At 67.2% G+C, this 23,731-nt stretch carries 20 protein-coding genes and 1 tRNA gene; 13 read left to right on the top strand and 8 right to left on the bottom strand.

The window, feature by feature from the left end; translation table 11 throughout:
• Positions 1-13 precede the first annotated feature (13 nt).
• Both DESTE_RS09790 and DESTE_RS18425 read left to right on the top strand, forming a co-directional pair.
• A complete protein-coding gene (locus DESTE_RS09790) occupies positions 14-424 on the top strand; it encodes an ATP-binding protein (RefSeq protein ID WP_035067288.1) in 411 nt (136 codons plus the stop codon).
• Positions 378-1,505, top strand: coding sequence for a transglycosylase SLT domain-containing protein (locus tag DESTE_RS18425; protein WP_245590799.1), 1,128 nt, complete (start codon positions 378-380; stop codon positions 1,503-1,505). Before DESTE_RS09790 ends, DESTE_RS18425 begins: the two co-directional genes overlap by 47 nt.
• A 117-nt stretch (positions 1,506-1,622) precedes the next feature.
• Here DESTE_RS18425 and DESTE_RS09800 read toward each other — a convergent pair whose 3' ends face one another.
• Both DESTE_RS09800 and DESTE_RS17220 read right to left on the bottom strand, forming a co-directional pair.
• Positions 1,623-2,054, bottom strand: coding sequence for a hemerythrin domain-containing protein (locus tag DESTE_RS09800; protein ID WP_035067290.1), 432 nt, complete (start codon positions 2,052-2,054; stop codon positions 1,623-1,625).
• Between the two features lie 415 nt (positions 2,055-2,469).
• Positions 2,470-3,780, bottom strand: a complete 1,311-nt coding sequence (locus DESTE_RS17220) for a S1C family serine protease (protein ID WP_051384412.1) — start codon at positions 3,778-3,780, stop codon at positions 2,470-2,472.
• A gap of 220 nt (positions 3,781-4,000) precedes the next feature.
• Here DESTE_RS17220 and DESTE_RS09810 point away from each other — a divergent pair, with 220 nt between their 5' ends.
• Positions 4,001-5,779 (top strand): methyl-accepting chemotaxis protein, encoded by a 1,779-nt coding sequence (locus tag DESTE_RS09810; RefSeq protein ID WP_035067292.1) that lies wholly within the window; start codon positions 4,001-4,003, stop codon positions 5,777-5,779.
• 121 nt (positions 5,780-5,900) lie between these two features.
• Here the strand turns inward: DESTE_RS09810 and ilvN are convergent, their stop codons facing one another.
• The gene (ilvN, locus tag DESTE_RS18560; RefSeq protein WP_051384621.1) at positions 5,901-6,266 is read right to left on the bottom strand and encodes an acetolactate synthase small subunit; all 366 of its coding nucleotides are present in this window, start codon (positions 6,264-6,266) and stop codon (positions 5,901-5,903) included.
• 43 nt (positions 6,267-6,309) lie between these two features.
• Positions 6,310-8,157, bottom strand: coding sequence for an acetolactate synthase large subunit (ilvB, locus tag DESTE_RS09820; RefSeq protein WP_051384413.1), 1,848 nt, complete (start codon positions 8,155-8,157; stop codon positions 6,310-6,312).
• Between the two features lie 570 nt (positions 8,158-8,727).
• On the opposite strand from ilvB, the gene DESTE_RS09825 reads away from it, so the two are divergent.
• Both DESTE_RS09825 and DESTE_RS17225 read left to right on the top strand, forming a co-directional pair.
• Positions 8,728-8,803 (top strand) — tRNA-Thr (locus DESTE_RS09825).
• Positions 8,804-9,227: 424 nt separating this feature from the next.
• Positions 9,228-9,572, top strand: coding sequence for a PilZ domain-containing protein (locus DESTE_RS17225; RefSeq protein WP_051384414.1), 345 nt, complete (start codon positions 9,228-9,230; stop codon positions 9,570-9,572).
• 272 nt (positions 9,573-9,844) lie between these two features.
• On the opposite strand, the gene DESTE_RS09835 is transcribed toward DESTE_RS17225, so the two are convergent.
• A complete protein-coding gene (locus DESTE_RS09835; protein ID WP_035067295.1) occupies positions 9,845-10,414 on the bottom strand; it encodes an LOG family protein in 570 nt (189 codons plus the stop codon).
• Positions 10,415-11,075: 661 nt separating this feature from the next.
• Positions 11,076-11,399 carry an IscA/HesB family protein gene (locus tag DESTE_RS09840; protein ID WP_012613004.1) on the bottom strand — a complete coding sequence of 108 codons (324 nt, stop codon included), beginning with the start codon at positions 11,397-11,399 and terminating at the stop codon, positions 11,076-11,078.
• 271 nt (positions 11,400-11,670) lie between these two features.
• On the opposite strand from DESTE_RS09840, the gene DESTE_RS17230 reads away from it, so the two are divergent.
• Positions 11,671-12,651 carry a glycosyltransferase gene (locus DESTE_RS17230; RefSeq protein WP_245590800.1) on the top strand — a complete coding sequence of 327 codons (981 nt, stop codon included), beginning with the start codon at positions 11,671-11,673 and terminating at the stop codon, positions 12,649-12,651.
• Positions 12,652-12,794: 143 nt separating this feature from the next.
• Here the strand turns inward: DESTE_RS17230 and DESTE_RS09850 are convergent, their stop codons facing one another.
• Both DESTE_RS09850 and DESTE_RS09855 read right to left on the bottom strand, forming a co-directional pair.
• Positions 12,795-13,397: a DNA-3-methyladenine glycosylase I gene (locus tag DESTE_RS09850; RefSeq protein WP_035070112.1), complete on the bottom strand. Its 603-nt coding sequence runs from the start codon at positions 13,395-13,397 to the stop codon at positions 12,795-12,797.
• Between the two features lie 8 nt (positions 13,398-13,405).
• Positions 13,406-13,885, bottom strand: coding sequence for a YbaY family lipoprotein (locus tag DESTE_RS09855; protein WP_035067297.1), 480 nt, complete (start codon positions 13,883-13,885; stop codon positions 13,406-13,408).
• 417 nt (positions 13,886-14,302) lie between these two features.
• On the opposite strand from DESTE_RS09855, the gene DESTE_RS09860 reads away from it, so the two are divergent.
• The 7 genes from DESTE_RS09860 (at position 14,303) to DESTE_RS09890 (ending at position 23,604) form a co-directional block, all read left to right on the top strand.
• The gene (locus tag DESTE_RS09860; protein ID WP_035067299.1) at positions 14,303-15,379 is read left to right on the top strand and encodes an iron-containing alcohol dehydrogenase family protein; all 1,077 of its coding nucleotides are present in this window, start codon (positions 14,303-14,305) and stop codon (positions 15,377-15,379) included.
• A gap of 305 nt (positions 15,380-15,684) precedes the next feature.
• Entirely contained in the window at positions 15,685-16,866 is a 1,182-nt protein-coding gene (locus tag DESTE_RS09865; RefSeq protein ID WP_035067301.1) for a DegT/DnrJ/EryC1/StrS family aminotransferase, read from the top strand.
• A 7-nt stretch (positions 16,867-16,873) separates the two neighbouring features.
• Positions 16,874-18,871, top strand: coding sequence for a cytidylyltransferase domain-containing protein (locus DESTE_RS09870; RefSeq protein ID WP_035067303.1), 1,998 nt, complete (start codon positions 16,874-16,876; stop codon positions 18,869-18,871).
• Positions 18,868-19,563, top strand: a complete 696-nt coding sequence (locus DESTE_RS09875; RefSeq protein WP_035067305.1) for a cytidylyltransferase domain-containing protein — start codon at positions 18,868-18,870, stop codon at positions 19,561-19,563. Before DESTE_RS09870 ends, DESTE_RS09875 begins: the two co-directional genes overlap by 4 nt.
• 288 nt (positions 19,564-19,851) lie before the next feature.
• Complete coding sequence (locus tag DESTE_RS09880) at positions 19,852-20,916, top strand: N-acetylneuraminate synthase family protein (protein WP_035067307.1); 1,065 nt, start codon at positions 19,852-19,854, stop codon at positions 20,914-20,916.
• Positions 20,917-21,122: 206 nt separating this feature from the next.
• Entirely contained in the window at positions 21,123-22,805 is a 1,683-nt protein-coding gene (locus DESTE_RS09885; protein ID WP_035067309.1) for an LIC12162 family transferase, read from the top strand.
• Positions 22,806-22,932: 127 nt separating this feature from the next.
• On the top strand, positions 22,933-23,604 hold the full coding sequence (locus DESTE_RS09890; protein ID WP_035067311.1) for an acyltransferase: 672 nt from the start codon (positions 22,933-22,935) through the stop codon (positions 23,602-23,604).
• The last annotated feature ends 127 nt before the right edge of the window (positions 23,605-23,731 follow it).

Genomic DNA, 23,731 nt, shown 5'->3' on the forward strand with positions numbered 1-23,731 from the left:
CGCGGAGGCACGCATGGCCACGCTTTCGGTACCGGCCAGCATCGAGCAACTGGGGGCCGTCAACGAGTTCATCGCCGGACAGATGCCCGAGGGGGTGGCCGCGCTGCTGCCGCAGGTGGAACTGGCGGCGGAGGAACTGCTGGTCAACGTGTTCAGCTACGCCTACCCCGGTGAACCGGGAAAGGCCGAGGTAAGCTGCCGCATGGTGCATCTGGACGGCATTCCGTTCTTCTGCCTGGCCGTGCGCGACTGGGGCGCGCCCTTCGACCCGTTCAGCGAGGCGCCGGAGCCGGACACCGCGCTGGGGGTGGAAGACAGGCCCATCGGCGGGCTGGGCGTGCACCTCATCAAGTCCATGGTGCGGCACTACAGCTACCATGACGCATCCAACTGCATCGAACTCTACTTCGCCCTGCCCGAATGACGCGGGGGGTGAAGGGGCCGTCGCCTGCGGGGCCGGACGTGCGCCCGCCCTTGCGGCGGCCCAGCTGCTGGCGGCCACCCCGGTGACGGCGGCGGACCCGGCTGCGTCCACCGCGCCGGGCATCCTGCTGGAGGAAGTGACCACCTCCGAACGCGCCGCCGTGCGCCTCACCCCGCTGCGCGCCCGGCCTGGCCCGGCAGGGCCAGCCATATCGCCCGGCAGCCCCGTCACCAATTCCGCCACCGGCCAGGGCACCGTGCAGGATGCCGGAACAGGCGCTGCAGCAGCCCCCGCACCGTCCCCCCAGGTAACGCCCCAGGTATCACCCCAAGTATCATCCATGATGCCCCCCATGGAGCCCGCCATCCCGCCCGGCATGCCGGGTGTGTCACGGGCCGCTAGTCCGGTCGATGCGCTTCCGGCCGATGCGCCCTCGCAGGCGGTGCAGGCCATGCCGAACGGCACGGGCAGGTTCTCCACGGACGGGACCGCTTCCGGCGCGGATGCGGACACCGCCACGGCGGACCTTGCGGCCGCACGGTCCGTGTCGCGCTCCGTCGCATCTCTGCCCCCCGCGGGGCGCCTCCCTTCGGAAAACCTGCTGGACCGCATGGACGTCTATGCCCTGTCGCCGGATGCGGCCAAGCTGGCCCTGCCCCGCATGGTTCCGCCGGTGATGGTGGAGCGGGTGCGCACGGGCAGACTGCCCATGCCCGCCTGGGACGGGATCATCGCGCGGGCCAGCCGCCTGAGCGGGCTGGAGGAGCGGCTCATCGCCGCCGTGGTCCGGGCGGAATCGGGGTTCGACGTGGGGGCCGTGTCCCCCAAGGGGGCGCGGGGGCCCATGCAGATCATGCCCGCCACCGGCCAGGAACTGGGGCTGGCGGATCCCTTCGATCCGCAGGCCAACGTGGAGGCGGGCAGCCGCTATCTGCGCCAGCAACTGGACCGGTTCGGCTCGCTGGAACTGGCCCTTGCCGCCTACAACGCGGGCCCCGGCAACGTGGAACGCTTCCAGGGGGTGCCGCCGTTTGCGGAAACCAGGGCGTTCGTCAGCAGGGTGCTGTCCGGATTGCAGTAAGCGCGCAGATCCCGTTCGTGCCCGGCAGCTTGCCTTCCTAAAAAAAAGGAGGCGAGCCGACTGCCGGGCCACGGCAACCGCATCGAACGGGGTAAACAGCCTGGCGAAATACGCCGCCTAGACCGCGCGGGCCTTTTCGTACGCGGGGTAAAGGCGGCTTTCCTCGCGCTGGATGCGCATCTTCAGGGCGATGATGATGCGCCCAAGCTCGCGCGCGAAGTCTAGCCCGCCCGCATCCGCCGCGCCCGCACTGCCGTCGTACCGGGCAAAGAACGCCAGCAGGCTTCCGGTGATGGACTGCATTTCCGAGGCAAAGTCGTCCGCCACGTTGCCAAGGTCGCCCTTTCCGGCGGTCTGGCGCAACGCGGGGTAGAGCATGGTGTCTTCCTTGCGCAGATGGCGCGCCAGCAATTCCTTGCAGGTGAACAGGCAGCGACGGCCTTCCGCCGTGCCCAGGCCCAGGCGGCGGGCTTCTTCCAGGGTGTCCAGCAGGCGCTGGTGGTCGTCCTTGAGGTCGCGGATGAACTGCGCGGTGGTGATGGAAGCCATGGTGCGTCTCCTTGCGGATGCGGGTTCGGGCTGATGTGGACGATGCGGCCACGTGCCGCCCGCCCGGACCCTATATAGACACCACCCCAAACACCTTCCGTGAGCGCGGTCACATCCGGACACGGCTTTTTGCGGAAGAGCAGAAGGGCCGGGAGCGGTTTCCCGCAGCCCGGCCCTTGTCCGAATATTCCGTGGATATGCGCTGTCGGTGCGTCCCGCCCGCGCGGCGGCAAACCCTCGCCTGCGCGCGCATAACACCGCGCCGCCCTGACCGCACTGACCGCACTGACCGACCCGTTCCCACCCGGCCAGCACAGATGCGTCCGCGCGGCGTCAGGCAAAAACCAACCCCGCACCAGCCCGCGTCAGCCCCCGTCATCCCATATCAGCCCACATCAGCCAACCCGGACCCGAATCAGGGCTTGGCGGGAATGCCCAGCGTTTTCAGGGCGTCGGTGATGGGGATGAACTGGTTTGCCCCCATCATCTCGCCGGATCTGCTCAGATAGGTCAACACCGTTATGCCCACTACATGCCCATTGCCGTCCACGAGCGGCCCACCGCTGTTACCTCCGAAAATCGTGGCGTCACTGTGCAGCAGCCTGCCTGCAGGCGACATGCGGTAGCCACTGACGATACCCCGCGTGATGGTCCCTTGCAGAAACTCCCGGCCCGGAGCGCCCACGGGAAACACCTCTGCCCCGGTGGGCACGTCCGCCGTCTGTATGTACAGCGGTCGCAACCCCTCCATGTCAGCCTTCAGCAGGGCCACGTCGCGGCGCTTGTCGCGCGCCACCACCCGGGTCACCACAGATGCCCCGCTCTGGAAGCGCACCCGCGCCCGTTCTGATTCTTCCACCACGTGGTAGTTGGTCAGTATGTAGCCGTCGTCGGTAATGACGAAGCCCGAGCCGTGGCTGTCGCCCATCCGTACCAGCACGGCGGAATGGCGCACGCTGTCCAGCGGCACGCGGGGCGTGTCCGGCCCGGCCACCTGCACGCGCACGTCGGTCAGCATGGGCCGGGCCTCCTGCGCCTGCGTCAGTTGTGGCGCCACATACGCCGAACCTGCGGGCTGGGTGACCAGCTTGCGGAACTCCTCGTCCGCCAGCAACCCCCGCGCGGCATGGGCAAAGGCCATGCGCAGCACCTCGGCGCCGCCACCCTCCATGGCCGAGTCCAGCTTGCCGTAGCCGGTGGTGGTGCGCCGCAGCACCACCTGGCGGTCCACCGGAGAAAACACCTCCCAGTCCACCACCATGTTGGCCTCGCCCTTGCTGGGAACCGGGTTGCCCCAATCGTGCATGGGAAAGCAGATGTTCTTGCGGATTTCCGAAATATTGCCGCCCACCCACAGGTTGGCCCGCGACTTCTCGGGGTCGTCGAACAGGGCGCGCGTGTCGCCCACCACCTTGAACCCGCTGCCGTCGGCCTCTTCCAGGAACACTTCGGCCAGTTCGTCGCGTGTCAGTTCGGCGCGCTCACCCAGGGCGGCGGTGGCCACACGCGGAATGCACAAGCCGTCATAGGCAACCGTACCGTACACCTCGCCCCGGCGCATCTTGAGGGTAAGCCTGTATATCGTGATGGGCTGGACCTTGGCATCCATCGCCAAGGGGCGCAGGTCGGGCTCCGGCACGGGGTCCACCCGCACCTTCTTCATGCAGGCAACAAGCGGCAGACAGGAAAGCAGGAGCAGGCAGGCGAGGATGCTGCGACAACGCATGAGGGGCCTCCGCTGGGGGGAAATGGGTTGCGCATTGCACCACACTTCGCGCCCCCATTCAAGACGCCCGATACAGACTGTCCCGCAAAACATGTGCACAGCCGCACACGCGCACCAGAATTTGTCCCGTCAATACCCATGTTTATACTTGCACACCGGACCCGATTCCGTGCTAGGCTTGCCGGGAACCGTCACCACTCTGCAACATGCGAGGGTCACCATGAAATTTCTCCGCCAGTTCGGCATCACAACCCGGCTTGTCGTCCTCTCGCTGCTGGCATTCGTCTTCATAGGCGCCGCAGGCACGGCAGGATGGATGGGAGCCCGCATCATCCAGGAAAACCTGAAGGACGTCTCCAACATCCGTCTGCCAAGCCTGAACTACCTGATACAGGCCGACCGGGACCTGCAACAGTTGCTGGTGGCCGAACGTTCGCTGCTGTTCGCCGACCCTGCGGACAAGAAGCTCATCGACCGCCTGAAAAAGGAATACGAAGACAACCTGCGGCAGTCTGACGAACGCTGGAACAAATACAAGAACCTGCCCCTGGACGAGGCCGCCAAACCGCTCATTCCGCAATACGACAGCGCCCGCGCCACCTGGATGCCCCTTTCGCGCGCGGTGGTGGACGCCGCGCTTTCCGGCGACCCCGCCGCACACCAGAAGGCCGCCGCAAACTCGCTGGGCGACGTGGGCGTGAAGTTCGAGGCCATGCGCGAGGTCATCAACCAACTGACCGAGATCATCGAGCAGGCGGCCAAGGCGGACAATGCCGAGGCCGACGCCAGTTACCAGAACACCATGTACCGCCTGGAAGGGGCCACCATATTGGCGCTGCTGGTGTTGGCCGGGTTCGCCACCGCCATCACCCGCTCGGTCACCGTGCCGCTGAAGCGGACCGTGAGCTTTTCCGAGGCGGTATCCAGGGGCGCGCTGGACGAAAGCCTTGCCGTGGACGCCCGCGACGAGGTGGGCGTGCTGGCCGAATGCCTGTGCCGCATGGTGGCCGCACTGAAGGACAAGATTGGCGAGGCCGACGCCCGCTCTGCGGAGGCCCGCGCCGAATCGGAACGGGCCAGGCAGGCCTCTGCCGAAGCGGAAGCCGCCAAACACCGGGCCGAATCCGCCAAGCGCGAGGGCCAGTTGCAGGCCGCCGACACCCTGACCGGCGTCACCGGCGTGATCGGCTCCGCCTCCGAGGAACTGGCCGCGCAGATCGAGCAGGCCAGCCGGGGCGCGGAACACCAGATGCAACGCGTGGCCGAAACCGCCACGGCCATGGAGGAAATGAACGCCACGGTGCTCGAGGTGGCCCGCAGCGCCGGTGATGCCGCCGGAGCCGCAGAAAGCGCCCGCGACAAGGCCTTGAGCGGCCAGGACGTGGTGCGCCAGGTGGTGGCGGGCATCGGGCAGGTGCAGCAGACCGCCGACCAGCTCAAGGCCGACATGGCCGAACTGGGCCGCCAGGCCGAGGACATCGGCCGGGTGATGACCGTAATCAACGACATTGCCGACCAGACCAACCTGCTGGCGCTGAACGCCGCCATCGAAGCGGCCCGTGCCGGTGACGCGGGACGCGGTTTCGCCGTGGTTGCCGACGAGGTGCGCAAGCTGGCCGAAAAGACCATGCTGGCCACCAAGGAAGTGGGTCAGGCCATTGCGGGCATTCAGGGCGGCACCCGCCGCAACGTCGGCCATGTGGACGACACGGTGCAACACGTGCAGGAGGTGACCCGCCTGGCCACCGAATCCGGCGAGTCGCTGGGGGTCATCGTGGACCTGGCGGCCTCGGTGTCCGACCAGGTGCGGTCCATCGCCACGGCCAGCGAGGAACAGTCCGCCGCCAGCGAGGAAATCAACCGGTCCATCGAGGACATCAGCCGGGTTTCCGCCGAGTCGGCCGAGGTGATGCGCCAGTCCGCCGCCGCCGTGGCCGAGATGGCCCAGCAATCGCACGTGTTGCAGGAGCTTATCCGCAAGATGCGCGAAGACGGGTAGGGGCCGACCAGCCACCCGCACCCCACCGAAACGGGGCAGGAATACACGACATCCCCGCGTCCCGCCACGGCATCTGCCATGGCGGGACGCATCATTTTCCCCGGCATGCGGGGATGCGGCGCTACTGCCCGGCGGTTTCGCGCTCCCACGCGGCCATGCATTCGGCCAGCCGCGCAAATCCTTCGCCCCCGGCGGGGCGGCGGCGCACGTCCAGCACGTCGTGCAGCTTGCGCACCTGGCGCACCATCTGCTCCAGCCGTTCGTCCTCGTCCACCAGCAGCCAGATGCGGCTTACCTGGCCGCCGTTCACCGGCGTGCACAGGATGGCCTCGACGTTGAAGGCCCGCCGGGCGAACAGCCCGCACACGTGCGACATGACGCCGGGGTGGTTGTTCACGGTCAGGCGCAGGGCCACCAGCGGGCGGGGGTCCGGGGCCAATGCGGTGGGACAGGCGGAGGTGGCCTGCGCGCCGATGGCATCGGACATCGTGTTGCTGGCGGACCGGGAGGCATGGGGGGAGCGTGCGGCATCAGGCGTGGACATGGCGGCCTCCGGTGGCGGCGGCATGGGTTGCGCAATCGTCGTCATCTTCCGACAGGGTGGGCAGGGCGTCGTCCGGTTCCGGTTCGCCGCCGATCATTTGCAGGTTGTCCGCGCCGGGGGGCACCATGGGGTACACGTTGGCCCCGGCGGGCACGGTGACCCGGATCAGGCACGGTCCGGGCGCGCGCAGGGCGTCAGCCAGGTCGCGCAGGGGGTGTTCGCTGGCGTCCAGATCCACGGCAGGCACGCCGAACCCTTCGGCGATGCGCGCAAAGTCCACCTTGCGCCGATACGCGCTGGCCACCAGCCGCCCCTCGTAGAACAGTTCCTGCTGCTGGCGCACCAGGCCCAGGGCGTTGTTGTCGGCCAGCAGGATCTTGACGTTCACCCCTTCCTCGGCGGCGGTGGCCAACTCCTGGATATTCATCTGCAGGCTGCCGTCCCCGGTGAAGCACAGCACCGTGGCCTCGGGCCGTGCCAGCGCCGCGCCGATGGCGGCGGGCAAACCGAACCCCATGGTGCCAAGGCCGCCGGAGGTCAGCCAGCGGCGCGGGCCGCGCAGGGGGTAGGCCTGGGCGGTGCGCATCTGGTGCTGGCCCACGTCGGTGGCCACTATGGCGTCGTGGTCCACGGCATCGGCGGCGCAGCGGATCAGTCCGTACGGCGTGCGCGGGTCGTCCGCGCCGGGCATGACGAAGGGATGGCGGCGGCGGCATTCCTCCACCCGGGTCAGCCATGCCTCGCGCCCGGCCTCCGCGCGGGGGCGCAGCAGGGGCAGCAGTTCGGCCAGGGCCAGACCCACGTCGCCGGTGATGCCGCAATGCACCGGCAAGATCTTGTCCAGTTCGCTCTCGTCGATGTCGATGTGGATGATGGTGGCCTGGGGACAGAAACGCTCCGCCTTGCCCACGGCCCGGTCGTCGAAGCGGGCCCCCGCCACCAGCAACACGTCGCATTCGGCCAGCAGCAGGTTGGTATGCCGCGCCGCGTGCATGCCCAGCATGCCGAGGGACAGGGGATGACCGGCGGGCATGGCGCCCAGGGCCATCAGGGTCATCACCGTGGGCAGTCCGGCCCGCTCGGCCAGTTGCACGGCCATGTCCGACGCGCCGGACGCCACCACTCCGCCGCCCAGGTACAGCATGGGCTGCCGGGCCGCATTCAGCAGCGTGGCGGCACGGGAGATGGCGGAAGGGTCGGGCGCGGGGGGCGGCGCGGGCCGACCCGGCTGCGGCGGATTGTCGAACACGGCCTGATCCACCGGGGCCATCTGGACGTTCTTGGGAATGTCCACCAGCACCGGGCCGGGGCGGCCCGACGCGGCGATGCGGAAGGCGGCGGGGATCACCTCGGCCAGTTCCTCCACCGAGCGCACCAGGAAGTTGTGCTTGGTGACGGGGATGGACATGCCGTAGATGTCCACCTCCTGAAAGGCATCGCTGCCCACCAGACTCAGCGGCACCTGCCCGGTGATGCACACCACGGGCACGGAATCGAGCTTGGCGTCCGCTATGGCCGTCAGGGTGTTGGTGGCCCCTGGGCCGGACGTGGCGAAGAACACGGCGGGCCGCCCGGTGACACGGGCCATGCCCTGGGCCATGAAGCCCGCGCCCTGCTCGTGCCGGGCCAGCACGTGGCGGATGGAACCGGCCCGGCCAAGGGCGTCGTACAGGGGCAGGTTGGCCCCGCCGGGAATGCCTGCGATGACGTCGATGCCCTGCCGTTCCAGCAGGCGGATGACCAGGTCCGCGCCGTTGGGCGGGCGTTTTCGGGGGGTGGGCGCGGCACCGGATGCGGCGCCGGGTGCGGTACGGGACAGGGTGTGGGCTGGCATGTGCGCTCCTTCTGGTATCCGGTCGGAGCCGGGAGAGGGTGCGCCATTTCCGCCGCGTCGCGGAAAAACGACAACCCCCGCCGGCTCGCGCCGACGGGGGTTGGACTGTTCTCTGCTGCTGAGACCTGCCCCGGCTACGGCGCGACGCGACGTACTACGCGTACGACGACCGCTACGAATACCGGGGCCAGTAGGCCGGTGGCGTTCGGGAGTGCGGTGGCTGCGGTGCGGCGCATGGGGGCTATCGTCCTTGCGTTGGAGATGCGAAGAAAACCTGGAAGACCATGGGTACAGAACTGTATGCCGCAGTCCGCGCGACGGGTCAAGCAGGCAAATACAGATTGACCACACGAACAATGCATGCCGGAACAGCCTTCACATGAAGGCATGACGGCGCGCCCGGGCGGCGGCAACGGGATGTCGCCACCCGGCCTTCTGCCCCTGCCCCCGCGCGTGTTCCCGGCCCGCACGGCTTGACGCCGGTGGCGAAACAGGCTAGTCAACCGTCCGCCGCACGCGACGGGCCTTTCATGCCCGCGCGGCCCTGCGGCGCCAGCCTTGCAACCATCCGCCCTTGTAGCTCAGTCGGTAGAGTGCGTCCTTGGTAAGGACGAGGTCAGCAGTTCAATCCTGCTCAAGGGCTCCATTTCGGGCCGCCGGGAAACCGGCGGCCCGGCTTCGTTTCCGCGCCCGTGCGCACCCCATCCGCGCCTGCCCCATCCCGCGGCCATCCCCTTCACATCCCGCCCCGGCATCAACCGGCACGGGCCGTTAGCGTTGGGGCATGATAACCTGCGCCAGCCGCGCCTTCGGTGGGGGCCGCACCATTGCCCGCGCGGGCGACACGTCATATCATATATCTATACGGTGGCCCTCGCGCGTCCCCATCCTCTCCGCTTGGCCCGGCCCGTTCCCGATTCGGGCCGCACCACCTGCCGACCCGTGCATGCTCCCTCCTCCTCCAGCCGTCATCCGCCGGCATTCGCGCCGGCAACACGGACAAGGTCGGCAGCCGTCACGCGCGCTGCCGCATTTCGCGGCGCCGGGCCTTCAGCACGGAGGGAGACGTCATGAAAGACCCCATCGATGACCGCAGGGAACATTTCCGCATCAATCTGACCGCCGACGAGTACGACTACCCGTGCCGCATCCGCTACGGCGAGCACGAGTACAAGGCACGGCTGCTGGACGTGAGCACCGGGGGCGCGCGCCTGCTGGTGTACGGCGGCGGCGCGGACCTGGGCGGCGCGGGCAGGGGCATGTACCTGCACGCCACCATGAACGAGCCGGGGCACCTGCAGAACATCCCCTACCACACCCGCTGGTACCGGGGGAACGAAATGGGCGTGGAGTTCGAACCGCCCCTGAACGCGGACCGCGAAGAATTGCGGCGCGCCATGGCCCACTGCCGCTGAGGACGTATCGGCAACGCCGCCCGGCGGCCATGCAGCAAACGCGTGCGCACGGCGGCCCACCAGCCGGACCGCACGCACATACCACGAAGCCCGCCACGGACTTGCCACGCGCGACGGCCCTGCCGCTCCCTTGGGGAACGGCAGGGCCGTGATGTTCCAGCGCGTGCCTGCACAACCCCACCCGCGGGTGGGTTGTCACGCGCTCGCGCAAGAATGGAAGGGAAACCCCGCGCATTGCCGGACCTTGCCCGGCAGCGCGAAACCTTGGGTGGCTACAGCCCCCACTTCTCCACGGCTACCGGGGTATAGGCGCGCATGGCGGACACCAGCTGGGCCGGGTCCGCATTGGCCATGACCATGGCCCTGTGCCCCTGAGGCAGAAAGCGCTCTTCGATCATGTGGTCGATCATGCCGAAGAACGGCCCGTAGAAACCGCCCACATCCAGCAGGCCGATGGGCCGCGCGGGCGGATACAGCTGCCCTTCCACCCATATCTCGAACAGTTCCTCCAGTGTGCCGATGCCGCCGGGCATGGCCACGAAGCCCTCGGCCAGCTGGGCCATGCGGGCCTTGCGACTGCGCATGTCGGGCACCACGTCGTGGCTGGTCAGGCCTTCATGCAACTGCCCGCGTTCCACCAGCTTCTCGGTGATCACGCCGTGCACCTCGCCCCCGGCGCGCAGGGCTGCGTCAGCCACAACACCCATGAGGCCCTTGGTGGTGCCGCCGTAAACCAGGCGGATGGACTGTGCCGCCAGGGTCTGTCCCAGCGCGACGGCTGCCTTCAGATAGTCGTCGCCCCTTCCGAAATTGGAGCCGCAATACACGGCGATGCTGCGCATGGCGAATGCCCTCGTTTGTGGCGTTGTCGCGGCGATGCCGTGATGGTCGTTGCGGTGAGGTTCCTGCCGGGCGGCGCACCCGCGTCCACCCGCAAGGGCGGTTACCTACTCCCCTGCGGCGCGGGGTGCAAGGGCGGATAGGGCGGTTGCGCTGGAACGTTTTCCTCCCGCTCAACGCAGCAGGGGGTACGATCCGCCCGAAAGCGTGGCCGCGCCAGCCCCCAGAAAACAACACGGGACCGGATGTGACATCCGGCCCCGTACATGTTCTTCGTGCCAAGGCAGAAACAGGTGTGATCCCACGCGCTGACGCGACGGGATTTTCGTTCTCCGGCTATGCTGAAGGCTCAAAGCTGCAAACCAAGATTTTTTTCCGCTGGCAAGGAAAACGAGGCCGCCATGAGGGAATATGCCTCAACCGTTAGGCGAGCTTGCGAGCCTTACGATTGAGGACCGCAGCGCGCTCTTGGGTATTTGACCGAGCCTCAGCCGTTAGGTGAGCGAAGCGAACCTTACGGATAAGGACAGCAACGCAATGGCGGCCGAAGTTTGACCTCTCTGCGCACGATGCCCGTAAGGCTCGCATACTCGCCTAACGGGCACGCTTCGCGCCCTTCGGGTCGGTAGCCAGCGGGGAAAAGGGCGGTTTGCAGTCAGCCCCCTAGCCGCAGCAACTGCTCGAACTCCCGCACCCGCTGCAACCACCGCCACCGCCGCCAAGCTGCACTTCGGAGGTCACGGCAAAGCCCATGGAGCCAAGGTCGATGTTGATGGCGCCGGACTGTTCCAGCAGCGCACCGTTGACGCAGAAGGTGTAGCCGCCGGGCTCGAACACCTTGTCTTCTTCGCCGGGCTCGTCCAGGGCCAGGGCCAGACGCGGGCCGCTGCAACCGCCGGGGGCTAGGTAGACGCGGATGGGGCTGCGCTCCTTGTCGGAGAAATAGGCATCAAGTTCCGTGCGGGCACGGTCGGTAAGCGTGATCATAAATTCCACTAACTCCTTGGTGTTGCTATAGATAAAACGGATACCAATAATTATAGGCATCAATTTTCGCACTGGCAAGACGCGCCCCCCGCATCGGGCCGGGCGGGGAGCCTTTTGCTGCACGAGAACCAGCGAATACGAGTAATGCTATTGCCTGCCCCGCCGCGCTGCGCTAGGAATCCGAAACATGTACCCTCACCCGGTCGCGCCCGATGCGCTGGCCGGGCATCCGGGTCAACGACATCGTGGGCAACCGCCTCACGGAGCAGCGATGGATTCCCCCGCCGTCAATTTCACCATCCCCACGTTCAATCGCCTGGAATTGACGAAGCGCTGCATCTTTTCCCTGAAACGGCATGTGCACGTCCCGTCACGGCTCACGGTGGTGGACAACTGCTCCACGGACGGCACGCGCGAATTCCTGGTGAAGCTGCACGAACACGGCGTCATCGACCACCTTTTTCTGCTGCGCAAGAACATGGGGGTATCCTGCGCGTCCAACTTCGGGTTCGATGTGTGCCCGACGCCGCTGTACATGAAGCTGGACAACGACATCGAGGTGACCGACCCGCGGTGGATTCTCGACATCCTCGACCTGTGGTCGGCGGACCCGGAGGTGGCCTTTCTGGGGCCACGGCTGGGCGCACCGCAAGCAACCCTGTACGACGTCACCCTGCGCAGCGGGCGAACCGTCACCGTCACCCGGCGCAGTCTGACGGGCTCGGCCACGGCCATCGCGCGCGACGTATTCAACATCCTTGGCTACTGGAACGAGGATTACGGCCTGTACGGCGAGGAAGACGCCGACTACTCGCACCGGGCCAAGCTGGCCCGCTTCCTGCTGGTCTGCTACCCGTCGGAGGGCCGGATGCTGGACCTCGGCACGCCGCCCAGCACCCGGGCGGACTACAACAGCTACAAGCGCGCCCAGCGCCGCAAGAACCTCGTGCCGCGCACGGGCATCAACAGGTTCGCGCTGTACTGCTACCTGTACGAACACGGCATCCTTGAACTGTACTGTCCCCGGCGGTACCTGCCCGTCATCCACGGGTACGACGTGGAATTTTCCATCAATCCGGACTTCATGCTGCGCAAGAAGGTGGTCACCGCCTGCGCCCGCGCCATCGGCGCCCTGCCCGACGCCATGTTCGCCAGCGCCATGGGCAGCGGCGACTTCGTGGCCACGCTGCTGGCCACGGCGGCGGAAGTGCGCCAGCGCCATCAGCCGCAGGCCAGGCCTGATCTGGCCTGATCTGGCCTGATCTGATCTGGCCCGATCTGATCTGGCCCGATCTGGCCTGCCCTGGCCTGCAAGCGCAGCCTCGCCCGGCATGGCGTGGCCTGCCCCCCCCCTGTGCGCCCCTTGCCCCACCACCACTGGCCGCAGCTGCGCCCCTATCCTGCCTGCCCCCGGCGTTCCGCCGCCACCTCGGCATGGCGGAAGCAACTGGTCAGATGATCGTTGACCAGCCCCGTGGCCTGCAGGTGGGCGTAGATGACCGTGGACCCCACGAACTTGAAGCCCAGCCGCTTCAACTCCTTCGACACCGTGTCCGACAGCGGCGTGGTGGCGGGCACCTGCCCCAGTTCGCGCCACTGGTTGCACACCGGGCGGCCGTCCACGAAATTCCAGATGAACGCATCGAAGCTGCCGTGGCGAGCCTGCACGTCCAGAAACAGCCGGGCGTTGTGCACGGCGGCCTCCACCTTCAGGCGGTTGCGCACGATGGCGGCATCGCCCAGCAGCCGCTCCACGTCGGCCTGGGTATACCGGGCCACCACGGCGGGGTCGAAGTCGGCGAACAGGCGGCGGTAGCCCGCGCGCTTGCGCAGGATGGTCAGCCACGAAAGCCCGGCCTGCGCCGCCTCCAGCACCAGGAATTCGAAGTGGATGCGGTCGTCGCGCACGGGCACGCCCCACTCGGTGTCGTGGTAGGCGATTTCCTCCGGCGCGCGCGCCCACGGGCAACGGAGGACGCCGGCTTGCAGTTCCGGCATGCCTCCGCTCATCGGGTCATCTCCAGCACCAGTTCCAGATAGGCCGGGTTGCCGTGGGTCAGCACATGCTGCGGCGCGGGCGTGCGGAACCACACCCGCCCCGGACCGCCGCCCGTGCCCGGCTCGAACAGGGTGGCCTCGACCACGTAGTTGCGGCGCTGGTCGAGGCGCGCGGCGTCGAAGTCCATGCGAAACGGCGCGGGCACCCGCACTGGCGCGGGCACTTCCACGCGGGCCAGTTCCACGCCGTCACCCCCGTCGGTCACGTCCAGCAGCCGCACCTCACCCTGCACCGAAAGCGGCAGCAGGATGCGCTCACGAAAGGTTATGGTGCCCGTCACCATGGCCAGCGCACCGGGCCGGTACAGTTGCAGCTTCTGGCTGCACCCGGCCACCAGCGCCGCCAGCACCAGCAGCGCCACCAGCGCCGAAAACCCGCGTGCGCCAAGCGGATTGCGCCGGGTCATGATCTTGCCGTCGTCGTTCATGCATCCTCCCCGATGACTGTTGAATGTTCCATTCCACCACCTCCCTGCCATACCCGCGCGCCCAAGGCCAGCATTGCGCGCTGCACCGGCCCCTTGCCCATTGACTTTGCCACGCCGAATCCTTACTGCTGCATCCGTCGCGAGTCCCATCCACTCCGTTCCGCCGGGCACCCCCGGCGGCAGCACGCGGCCACACCCCGCCCGGCATCGCCGGTCACCCCCATGCACACCCCCGCACCGCCTTGCCTGCTTCGCGCCCCCGGCCTGAACGACCGGGTCTTCGCGCATGCCGCACCGCCGGGGCATTTCCCCGGCTAACCGCTGCTCCACAAATTTCCGGGCATCTTGCCCGCCCCCGCGAATGCGCCTAGAATGCGCAACGCGGCGCACCTTCCGCACAACCCCCAGGAGACCACCATGTACCGCAATACCAAGAACGTTCCCTTCTACATCTTCGGCAAGGGTTCCTTCGCCCAACTGGGCGACCTTGTGGACGAGCGCCGCGCCGCCGTGGCCGGTCCCGCCGTGTTCTTCGTGGACCATTTCTTCCGGGGGCGCGAGTTGGAAGGCCGCCTGCCCAAGAAGGACGGCGACCTCGTTCTGTTCGTGGACACCACCAACGAACCCACCACCGAGCAGATCGACGACTTTGCCGCCGCCGTGCGCGCCCATGACAACCGCCTGCCCTGCACCGTCGTGGCCATTGGCGGCGGGGCCACCCTGGACGTGGGCAAGGCCGCGGCCAACATGCTCACCAACCCCGGCCAGGCCGCGGACTACCAGGGCTGGGATCTCGTCAAGAACCCCGCCCCGCACAAGATCGGCGTGCCCACCCTGTCCGGCACCGGCGCGGAATGCTCGCGCACCTGCGTGCTGCTGAACGCCAAGCGCGGCATCAAGCTGGGCATGAACAGCGACCTGACCATGTACGACCAGCTGCTGCTGGACCCGGAACTGACCCGCACCGTGCCGCGCGACCAGTACTTCTACACCGGCATGGATACCTACATGCACTGCATCGAATCGCTGCGGGGCAGCTACCGCAACGTCATCGTCGATGCCCTGGCCCAGAAGGCCGTGCACATGTGCGAAGACATCTTTCTTTCCAACGACATGATGGCCGAAGAGAACCTGGAAAAGATGATGATCGCCTCGTACCTCGGCGGCATGAGCGCCGGGAACGTGGGCGTCATCCATCCCATCTCCGCCGGTCTCTCCGTGGTGCTGCACACCCACCACGGTATCGCCAACTGCCACGCCCTCAGCGTGCTGGGCGAATTCTATCCCGAAGACTACCCCAACTACGTGAAGATGATCGAACGCCAGGGCGTCAACCTGCCCAAGGGCCTGTGCGCCAACCTCTCCGATGACCAGATGAAGGCCCTGGTGGCCTCGTCCGTGGTGCACGAAAAGCCGCTCACCAACGCCCTTGGCCCCGACTTCCGCAAGATCCTCACCGACGAGAAGGTCATCTCGCTGTTCAAGGCGATGTAAGGCCAGCCTCATAATTCAGGAAGATGAAGAGCAACCGGGGGAAGGAACCTTTTGAAAAAGGTTCCTTCCCCCGGACCCCCATCCTCCCAAACTTTTCAATGTGGGGGGCAACCACTCCGGCAGAGCAACGAGGGATAATCCTCCTTGTTTTGCTCGCCCATTGCGCCCGCCTTGCCCATATCCTGTTTGCAGCGCACGAAGTGCGCTGCAAACAGGCATAAGGGGTCAAGGGGGCGCGGCCCCCTTGCGGGGCGTGGGGCGGAGCCCCACACACTCTTGATACTGCGTTGCAGGAGCATGGACAGATGGATATCAAGGTGAATTTCAGCGGCCGCGCCCTCTACTACACGGAGGACGAGATTGCCGTGGTGGCCGAGGCCATGCGCACGGCCGAGACCCTGACCCAGGGCCGGTACATGCAGGAGTTCCAAAACAAGTTTGCGGACTACCTGGGTGTGGAGCACTGCTTTGCGGTGATGAACGGGGTGTCGGCGCTGGAACTGTCGGCGCAGCTGTGCCGGTTCAAGCCGGGCGACGAGGTGGTCATTCCGTCGCACACGTTCACGGCGTCGGCGTATCCGTTCCTGAAGAAGGGCGCGAAGCCGGTGTGGGCGGACATAGACCTGAAGACCCGCGTGGTGACGGCGGAAAGCATCGAAAAGGTGCTCACCCCGCGCACGAAGGCCATCGTGGTGGTGCATTTGTACGGCTATGTGGCGGACATGCCCGCCATCATGGAGCTGGCGCGTTCGCGCGGCATCCTGGTGGTGGAAGACACGGCCCAGTCCATCGGGGCGGACGTGGACGGCAAGATGTCCGGCAGCTTCGGCGACTTTGCCATCTACTCGTTCCACTCGCACAAGAACCTGACCACGCTGGGCGAAGGCGGCATGCTGGTGGTGCAGGACCCGGAACTGGCCAGGCTGGTGCCCGCGCTGCGCCACAACGGGCACTGCGGCTTCGACTTCGAGCGGCCCGACTACTGGGTGCCTGCCATGGGCAACGTGGACATGCCCATGATCGACGGCGAGATGCTGTGGCCCAACAACTACTGCATCGGCGAGATCGAGTGCGCGCTGGGCATCAAGCAGTTGGAGCGCATCGACCGTATCAACGCCGAAAAACGCCAGCGCGCCGTGCGTTTCATCGACGCGCTGGCCGACTATCCGGAGCTGGAGTTCCACCGGGTGGACACCACCCGGCACAACTACCACCTGCTGGCCGCGCGCATGACCAACGGCAACCGCGACGCATTCATCCGCACCATGTTCAACGACAAGGGCGTGAAGTGCGTGGTGCAGTACTACCCGCTGAACCGCTATCCGTTCTACCAGCGCCTGGGCTACGGCGCGGCGGATTGCCCCAACGCCGACACGTTCTTCGACAACATGATCTCCTTCCCGTTCCAGCACTGGCTGACCGAGGCGGAATTCGACTACATGCTCGCCGCCACCAAAGACGTGCTCGACGGGCTGCGCAGGGGTTAGCGGCAACATGACCGCCCCCCGGCGCTGCATCGTCATTCCCGCCATCAAGAAAAACGCGGTCATCCCCGACCAGCTGGTGAAACGGCTGGCCGGGGTGACCCTGATCCAGCGCGCCATCGACACGGCCCGGTCCGTGGCCGATGCGGCGGACATCGTGGTGGTCACCGACAGCCAGGAAATCGCCCTGGTCTGCGAGCGCAACGGCGTGCGCCACCATTACAACGCCAGCCTGCGCTTCACCTCGCTGGACATCGTGCGCGAACTGCGCGGCGTGCTGGAGGAACTGGCCGCCACCTACCCGTATCTGGTCATCTACCGGGCCAGCTGCCCGCTGCTGACCGGCCACGACATCGACGACGCCTTCGACCGCTTCCGGAACGAGGGCGCGGACGTGCTGGTGACGGTGAAAAGCATCCGCCAGCGGGTGTGGGAAAAGCGCGACGGCAGCCTGGACGCCATTCTGGCGGATGAGGGGCCGGAAGACCGCGCAGACGAAAGGGCGGAAGACGGGCCGGATGACAGGCCGGATGACAGGTCAGACAAGGGCGCGCCCCAGCCGGGGCACCCCTCCGGCGATCGATCTTCCGGCAACCGCGAAGTCTATGTGGAAAGCAAGGCGCTGGTCATGCTGCGCGCATCCGCCCTGGCCCCCGGCGCGACCCCGCGCGTGATGCCCTATTTCCTCAATGACCGGGCCATCGAAATCAACAGCTACCAGGACTGGTGGCTGTGCGAAAAGCTGCTGGAGCGGCGGCACATCGTGTTCGTGGTGGCCGGGTATCCTGCCATCGGCATGGGGCACGTGTTCCGCGCCCTGATGCTGGCCCACGAGATTTCCGACCACAAGATCACCTTTCTGTGCACCCGCGACAGCGAGCTGGCGGTGAAGAACATCGCCGCGCGCGACTACCGCACCCTCATCCAGCGGACGGATGATCTCGCAAACGACGTACTGCGTCTTGCGCCGGACCTGGTGGTCAACGACATCCTGGACACCGGCGCAAACTACATGCTGCGCCTGAAGGCCGCCGGGGTGCGCACCGTGAACTTCGAGGACGAAGGCCCCGGCGCGGCCCACGCAGACCTTGTGGTCAACGCCCTGTACGAGGAAAAGCACGAAGACCCGCGCCTGCTATACGGCCACCGCTATTTCTGCCTGCGCGACGAATTCATCGCCGGTGAACGCAACCCGTTCCGTCCGCAGCCGCAGCGGGTGCTGGTCACCTTCGGCGGCACCGATCATTCCGATTTCACCCGGCGCACTCTGGACGTCATCGAGCCGCTGTGCCGCAAGCGGGGCGTTGCCATCAGCATCGTGGCCGGGCCGGGCTACGCCCACCGCGAGGCCATGCAGGCCCACGTGGATGCCCTGGGCTCGCCGCTGGTGGAATTCACCCACGCCACCAACGTCATGTCGCGCAAGATGGAAGGGGCGGACATCGCCATCTGCTCCGCCGGGCGCACCGTGTACGAACTGGCGCACATGCGCGTGCCCGCCATCGTCATGGCCCACCACGAGCGCGAGGCGCGCCACACCTTTGCCCGCGCCCGCAACGGCTTCGCCTACCTCGGCGTCATGCATCCCTTCCGCGAAGGGGCGCTGCGCCGGGCCTTCACGCGCATGCTGGACGAAGGGTTTCGCCGCACCCTGCACCAGCGCATGCAGCGGCTGGACTTCACCCGCAACAAGGCCGGGGTGGTGGCGCGCATCGGTGCGCTGCTGGCCCCCGCGCAGGGCGGCGTTGCGCCGCGCAGGCCGTCGTACCTCGATGAACTGCCCTTCGGCCCGGACTTCGACCTGCGCAGCGCGCTCATCGAACAATCCGCCAGCGTGGAAGGGGCCGTGGCATCCAACGGGGGCACCAACGGGACCGCCAGTGGAGCGTCCCCCGCTGTTCCCCTTGCCACCGACGCCCCGCTTTCGGGTGCGCACGTGACGCCCGCGGCCCCTACCACATCACACAGATCCGACACGCCGCGCGGCCCGCACGGAGATTCAGCATGAGAACCGTCGCCCTCATCCAGGCCCGCCTGGGGTCCACCCGCCTGCCCTGCAAGACCATGCTTTCGCTGCACGGCCTGCCCGTCATCGACTGGGTGGTGCGCCGCACCCGCAAGGCGCAGCTCATCGACGAGGTGGTCGTGGCCACCTCCGACCGGCCCGAAAACGACGTGCTGGAATACCACCTGTCGCGGCAGGGCGTGGCCGTGTTTCGCGGGCCGGAAGACGACGTGCTGGAACGCTTTCGCCTGGCCGGGGCCGCCCACCACGCGGAGCAGGTGGTGCGCATCTGCGCCGACAACCCGCTGATCTGGGGCCCAGCCATCGACGACCTGATCCGCTTCTGGCGCAGCGAGAACGCCGCCGGGGCCTGCGACTACGCGTACAACCACATTCCGCGTGGCAACAGCTACCCCGATGGCCTCGGCGCGGAAACCCTGTCCTACGCGCTGCTGGCCGACATAGCGGCCAGGGCCACCCTGCCTGCCCACCGCGAGCACTGCCTGTCGTACATCTGGGACAACCCCGGCCAGTACCGCATCCGCACCTTCGACCCGGCCAACCCCGCCCTGCGCCGCCCGGACCTTAAGCTGGACATGGATACCCCCGAAGACTACCGCGCCCTCGCCCTGCTGGACATCCATCCCGACATCACCCCCGAGGCAATCGTGGCCCTTTTTCCGCCCAAGGGGTAAGCCTCAAGAATGCAGGGGCGCTGCCCCTGCACCCCGCAAGGGGGCACACGCGTTGCGATCGCTATCCATAATGTTCGCGCTGCGCGCTCACATAACGGCTACCGTCCCCTTGACCCCTTTTTGTAGGGTATTCATTGCACAGACCTTCCCCGTGCCCCCCACCCCAATAAAGAGTTTTGGGGGGAGGGGTCCGGGGAGGGAGACCCTTTCCAAAGGGTCCCCTCCCCGGTTACTCTGCCTCCCACAAGTTTCTTTCCCACCACCAGTCATTTCACAAGGAGCACGACCATGCGCCTGACCGAAATATTCAGCACCAAGCCTGTGTGCGCACGCAGCGCGGGCATCCAGCGTCCGTACATCATTGCCGAGGCAGGCGTGAACCACGAGGGCAGCATGGACATTGCCAAGCGTCTGGTGGACGAGGCCTGCGCGGGCGGCGCGCACGCCATCAAGTTCCAGACGTACAAGGCGGCCACGCTGGCGTCCAAGGATTCCCCGGCCTACTGGGACACCACCAAGGAGCCGACCAAAAGCCAGTTCGAGCTGTTCACCCGGCACGACAAGTTCTGGAAGGGCGAGTTCGAGGCGCTGAAGAAGCACTGCGACAGCGCGGGCATCGAATTCATGTCCACGCCGTTCGACGTGGAATCGGCGAAGTTCCTGAACGACATGATGGACGTGTACAAGATCTCGTCGTCGGACATCACCAACAAGCCGTTCATCGAATTCCTGTGCGGGTTCGGCAAGCCCATCATCCTGTCCACGGGTGCGGCGCACCTGCACGAGATCGCCGAGGCGGTGGAGTGGATCGAGGCCAAGGGCAACCCGCTGGCCCTGCTGCACTGCGTGCTGAACTACCCCACGGACGACGTGAACGCCGCGCTGGGCATGATTCCGGCGCTGCGCCAGCACTTTCCGCAGCACATCATCGGCTATTCGGACCACACCCTGCCCCGCGACATGAAGGTGCTGGAAGTGGCCACCCTGCTGGGCGCGCGCATCCTCGAAAAGCACTTCACCCACGACAAGACCCTGCCCGGCAACGACCACTACCACGCCATGGACAAGGACGATCTGGCGCGCTTCAACGCCTCGCTCGACCGCATCCTGCCCATGGTTGGGCCGTTCACCATCTCTGCGCTGGAATCCGAAGCCCCCGCCCGCCGCAACGCCCGGCGCAGCCTGGTGGCGGCGCGGCCCATCGCAGCGGGCGCGGTGATCACCCGCGACGACCTGACCTGGAAGCGCCCGGCCCACGGCGTGAGCCCGCGCGAGATCGACGCGGTGCTCGGCAAGCGCGCCCGCGCCGACATCGCGGAAGATACCGTGCTCCAGTGGAGCCATCTGGAATAACCGGCAGGCGGCCGGTTGGCGCGCCGGACACCACCCGGCGCGCTACGGGCGCACGACCGATGCGCAACCGGAGCCCTGCCGAACACTGACCAGACGCCTTCCGCGCACCGCACACTACACCTGACCGCCCGGCGGGCCATCATCCGGCCCATCTCGCCGCACCCGCCGGGCCTTCACGAAACACCGCGCCCCGCGCGCAGCCCCACATGACCCAACGCCGCACCCTTGTCCTTGCCGTCGCCCCCGACGATGCCACCCCCGACACCCACCTGATGGCCGGGCCGTGGTGCTTCCACGGGCGCGAGGACGCCTTTCCCGACTGGGATACCCGCTTCACCTTCGGCCCCGACCCGTACGCCACTGGCGACGAGGTGGCCGCCGCCATCGACGAGGCCAACAGCTACGCCATCTCGCGCATCCCCGACCTTGGTCTGCGCCTTGGCGCGCACCACGGCGCCGACCTGCCGCGCGATTTCTGGGACCTGACCCTGTACCCGTGGCTGACCCTGTGCTGCCAGATGCTGCACGAGCGCCAGCGCCGCGTGCAGGACATGATCCGCCTGTGGGGCAACGAGGAACTGGACGTCCCCCTGCTGCCGGGCGACTGCGCCTTTTCCTTCGAGGACAGCCACCAGTTCATCCTTGCGGGCGCTCAGGACCAGCTGTTCAACTGGTGGGTCTTCTCGCGCATCCTTGAACCGCAGTTGCCCGCCGCCTGGCGGGCCATCCATGCCGAGCCGGTCACCCGCCACGCCGGAGCCCCCGCCGAAGGCGGCCTGCGCGGCCTTGCACGGCGGCTGCTGTACGCGCTGCCGTTTCCGCGCATCAAGGGCTTTTCCACCCTGCAATCGCTGGTGTTTTCCATGGCCCTGCTGGGGCCGCGCACCTGCGAGGACCGCACCATCCCGCTGGCCCAGCTCAAGGGGCGCATGCCGGTGTGGCGCTTCGAGCCGGACGACATCATCCTGCCGTCCATCCCCCGCGCCCTGTGCCAGCAGCGCCTGCCCCGCACCGTGCGGCAGCGCCGCCCGCGCACCCGCGTTGTCAGCGTGGGGTCGTACCACGACGATGCCTACCGCATGCGCGTGGCCCTGGACCGCGCCGCCGGGGCGCGGCTGGTGTTCATCCAGCACGGCGGCAATTACGGCCACATCCGCGAATCCGCCGTGGTGCCCTATTACGAATACCGCCAGCATGCCTTTGTCACCTGGGGCTGGACCAGCCACGCGCCCTTCCGGGGCAACTACGTGCCCCTGCCGCACGGCCAGTTGGACCGCATCAGGGACAGCCATGTCGACCGCACCGGCGCGCTGGTATTCGTCGGCGCGGAAATGAGCCTGCTCTCGTACCGGCTGGATTCGCGGCCACAGCCCCTGCAATGGCTGTCGTACCGCCAGGACAAGGCGCGCTTTCTCACCGCCCTGCCCGACCATGTGCGCGCATCCACCCTGTACCGCCCCTATTTCCAGACCATGAGCGGCCTGGACGACGGTCCGTGGGTGCTGCGCCGCTTTGCCGACGTGCGCCGCTGCGAAGGGAGCCTGGACGAGCACATGCTGGGCTGCCGCCTGCTGGTGCTGGACCATCACGGCACCACCCTGGAGCTGGCCATGGCCTCCAACACGCCCACGGTGCTGTTCTGGAACGCCGAACACTGGCGCGTGGGACGCGAAACCGCCGCCGCCCTAGCCGAACTGGCCGCCGTGGGCATCCACCACGCCACGCCCGATGCCGCCGCCGCGCACATCTGCCGCATCTGGCCCGACGTGCAAGGCTGGTGGCAAAGCGACGCCGTGCAGCAAGCCCGCCGCAACTGGTGCGCCCAGTACGCCATGACCACCTCCGGCAGCATCAACGGCATCTGGCTGGACGCGCTGCGCGGGTTGTAGGTAACAGGCTGAAAGGCAAATGACTTCGCGGGGGAGGGAACCTTTTAAAAAAGGTTCCCTCCCCCGCACCCCCACCCTCCCAAACTTTTCAATTGGGTGGGAAACGTGGCCCGCGAAGGAGCCTGAAATGGGTGGATTCATCACCAAGGCGCTGCGCAAGGTGCGCGAAGAGGGGCTGACCCCGCGCGACATCGTGTCCTATGGCTGCATGGCCGTGCACCGCAGCGCATCCTGCCTGTGGGGTACGGTGCGCATGCGGCTGAAGGCCGCGCTGTTCGGCGTGCGGCTGGGCGGCGGGTGCGAGTGCTGCGGCACCATCATCCTGCAACGCTGGCCGGGCAGCCGCATCGAACTGGGGCGCGGGGTGGGCATCATTTCCTCGTCCCGGCGGTGCACATCCGCCACCATCCACGCGCCCACCCGGCTGCGCACCTTTGCGGGCAGCGCCGCCATCCTGATCGGCGACGGCGTGACCATGAACGGCACGGCCATCACCGCCCGCTCGCGCACCATCCGCATCGGCAAGGGAACCATGATCGGCCCCAACTGCGTGATCACCGATTCCGACTTCCACGCCCAATGGCCGCCGGAAACGCGCCTGACCACCCCGGCCTGCGAACGTGACCGCGACGTGACCATCGGCGACGACGTCTGGCTGGGCATGCGCTGCATCGTCCTGAAGGGCGTGACCATCGGCGACGGGGCCATCGTGGCCGCTGGCAGCGTGGTCACCCGCGACGTGCCCCCCGCCACCCTCGTGGCGGGCACGCCCGCCCGCGTGGTACGGCAATTGCCGTAATACTTTCCGGGGGAAGGAGAGCTTTGAAAAGCTCCCCTTCCCCCGTACCCCCATCCCCGCAAACTTTTCAATTGTGGGGGTGACATGGACTACAATAACGCCACTGACTTCCATCCCCCCAAATAAA

The organism is Nitratidesulfovibrio termitidis HI1 (assembly GCF_000504305.1).
Taxonomy (GTDB): domain Bacteria; phylum Desulfobacterota; class Desulfovibrionia; order Desulfovibrionales; family Desulfovibrionaceae; genus Cupidesulfovibrio; species Cupidesulfovibrio termitidis.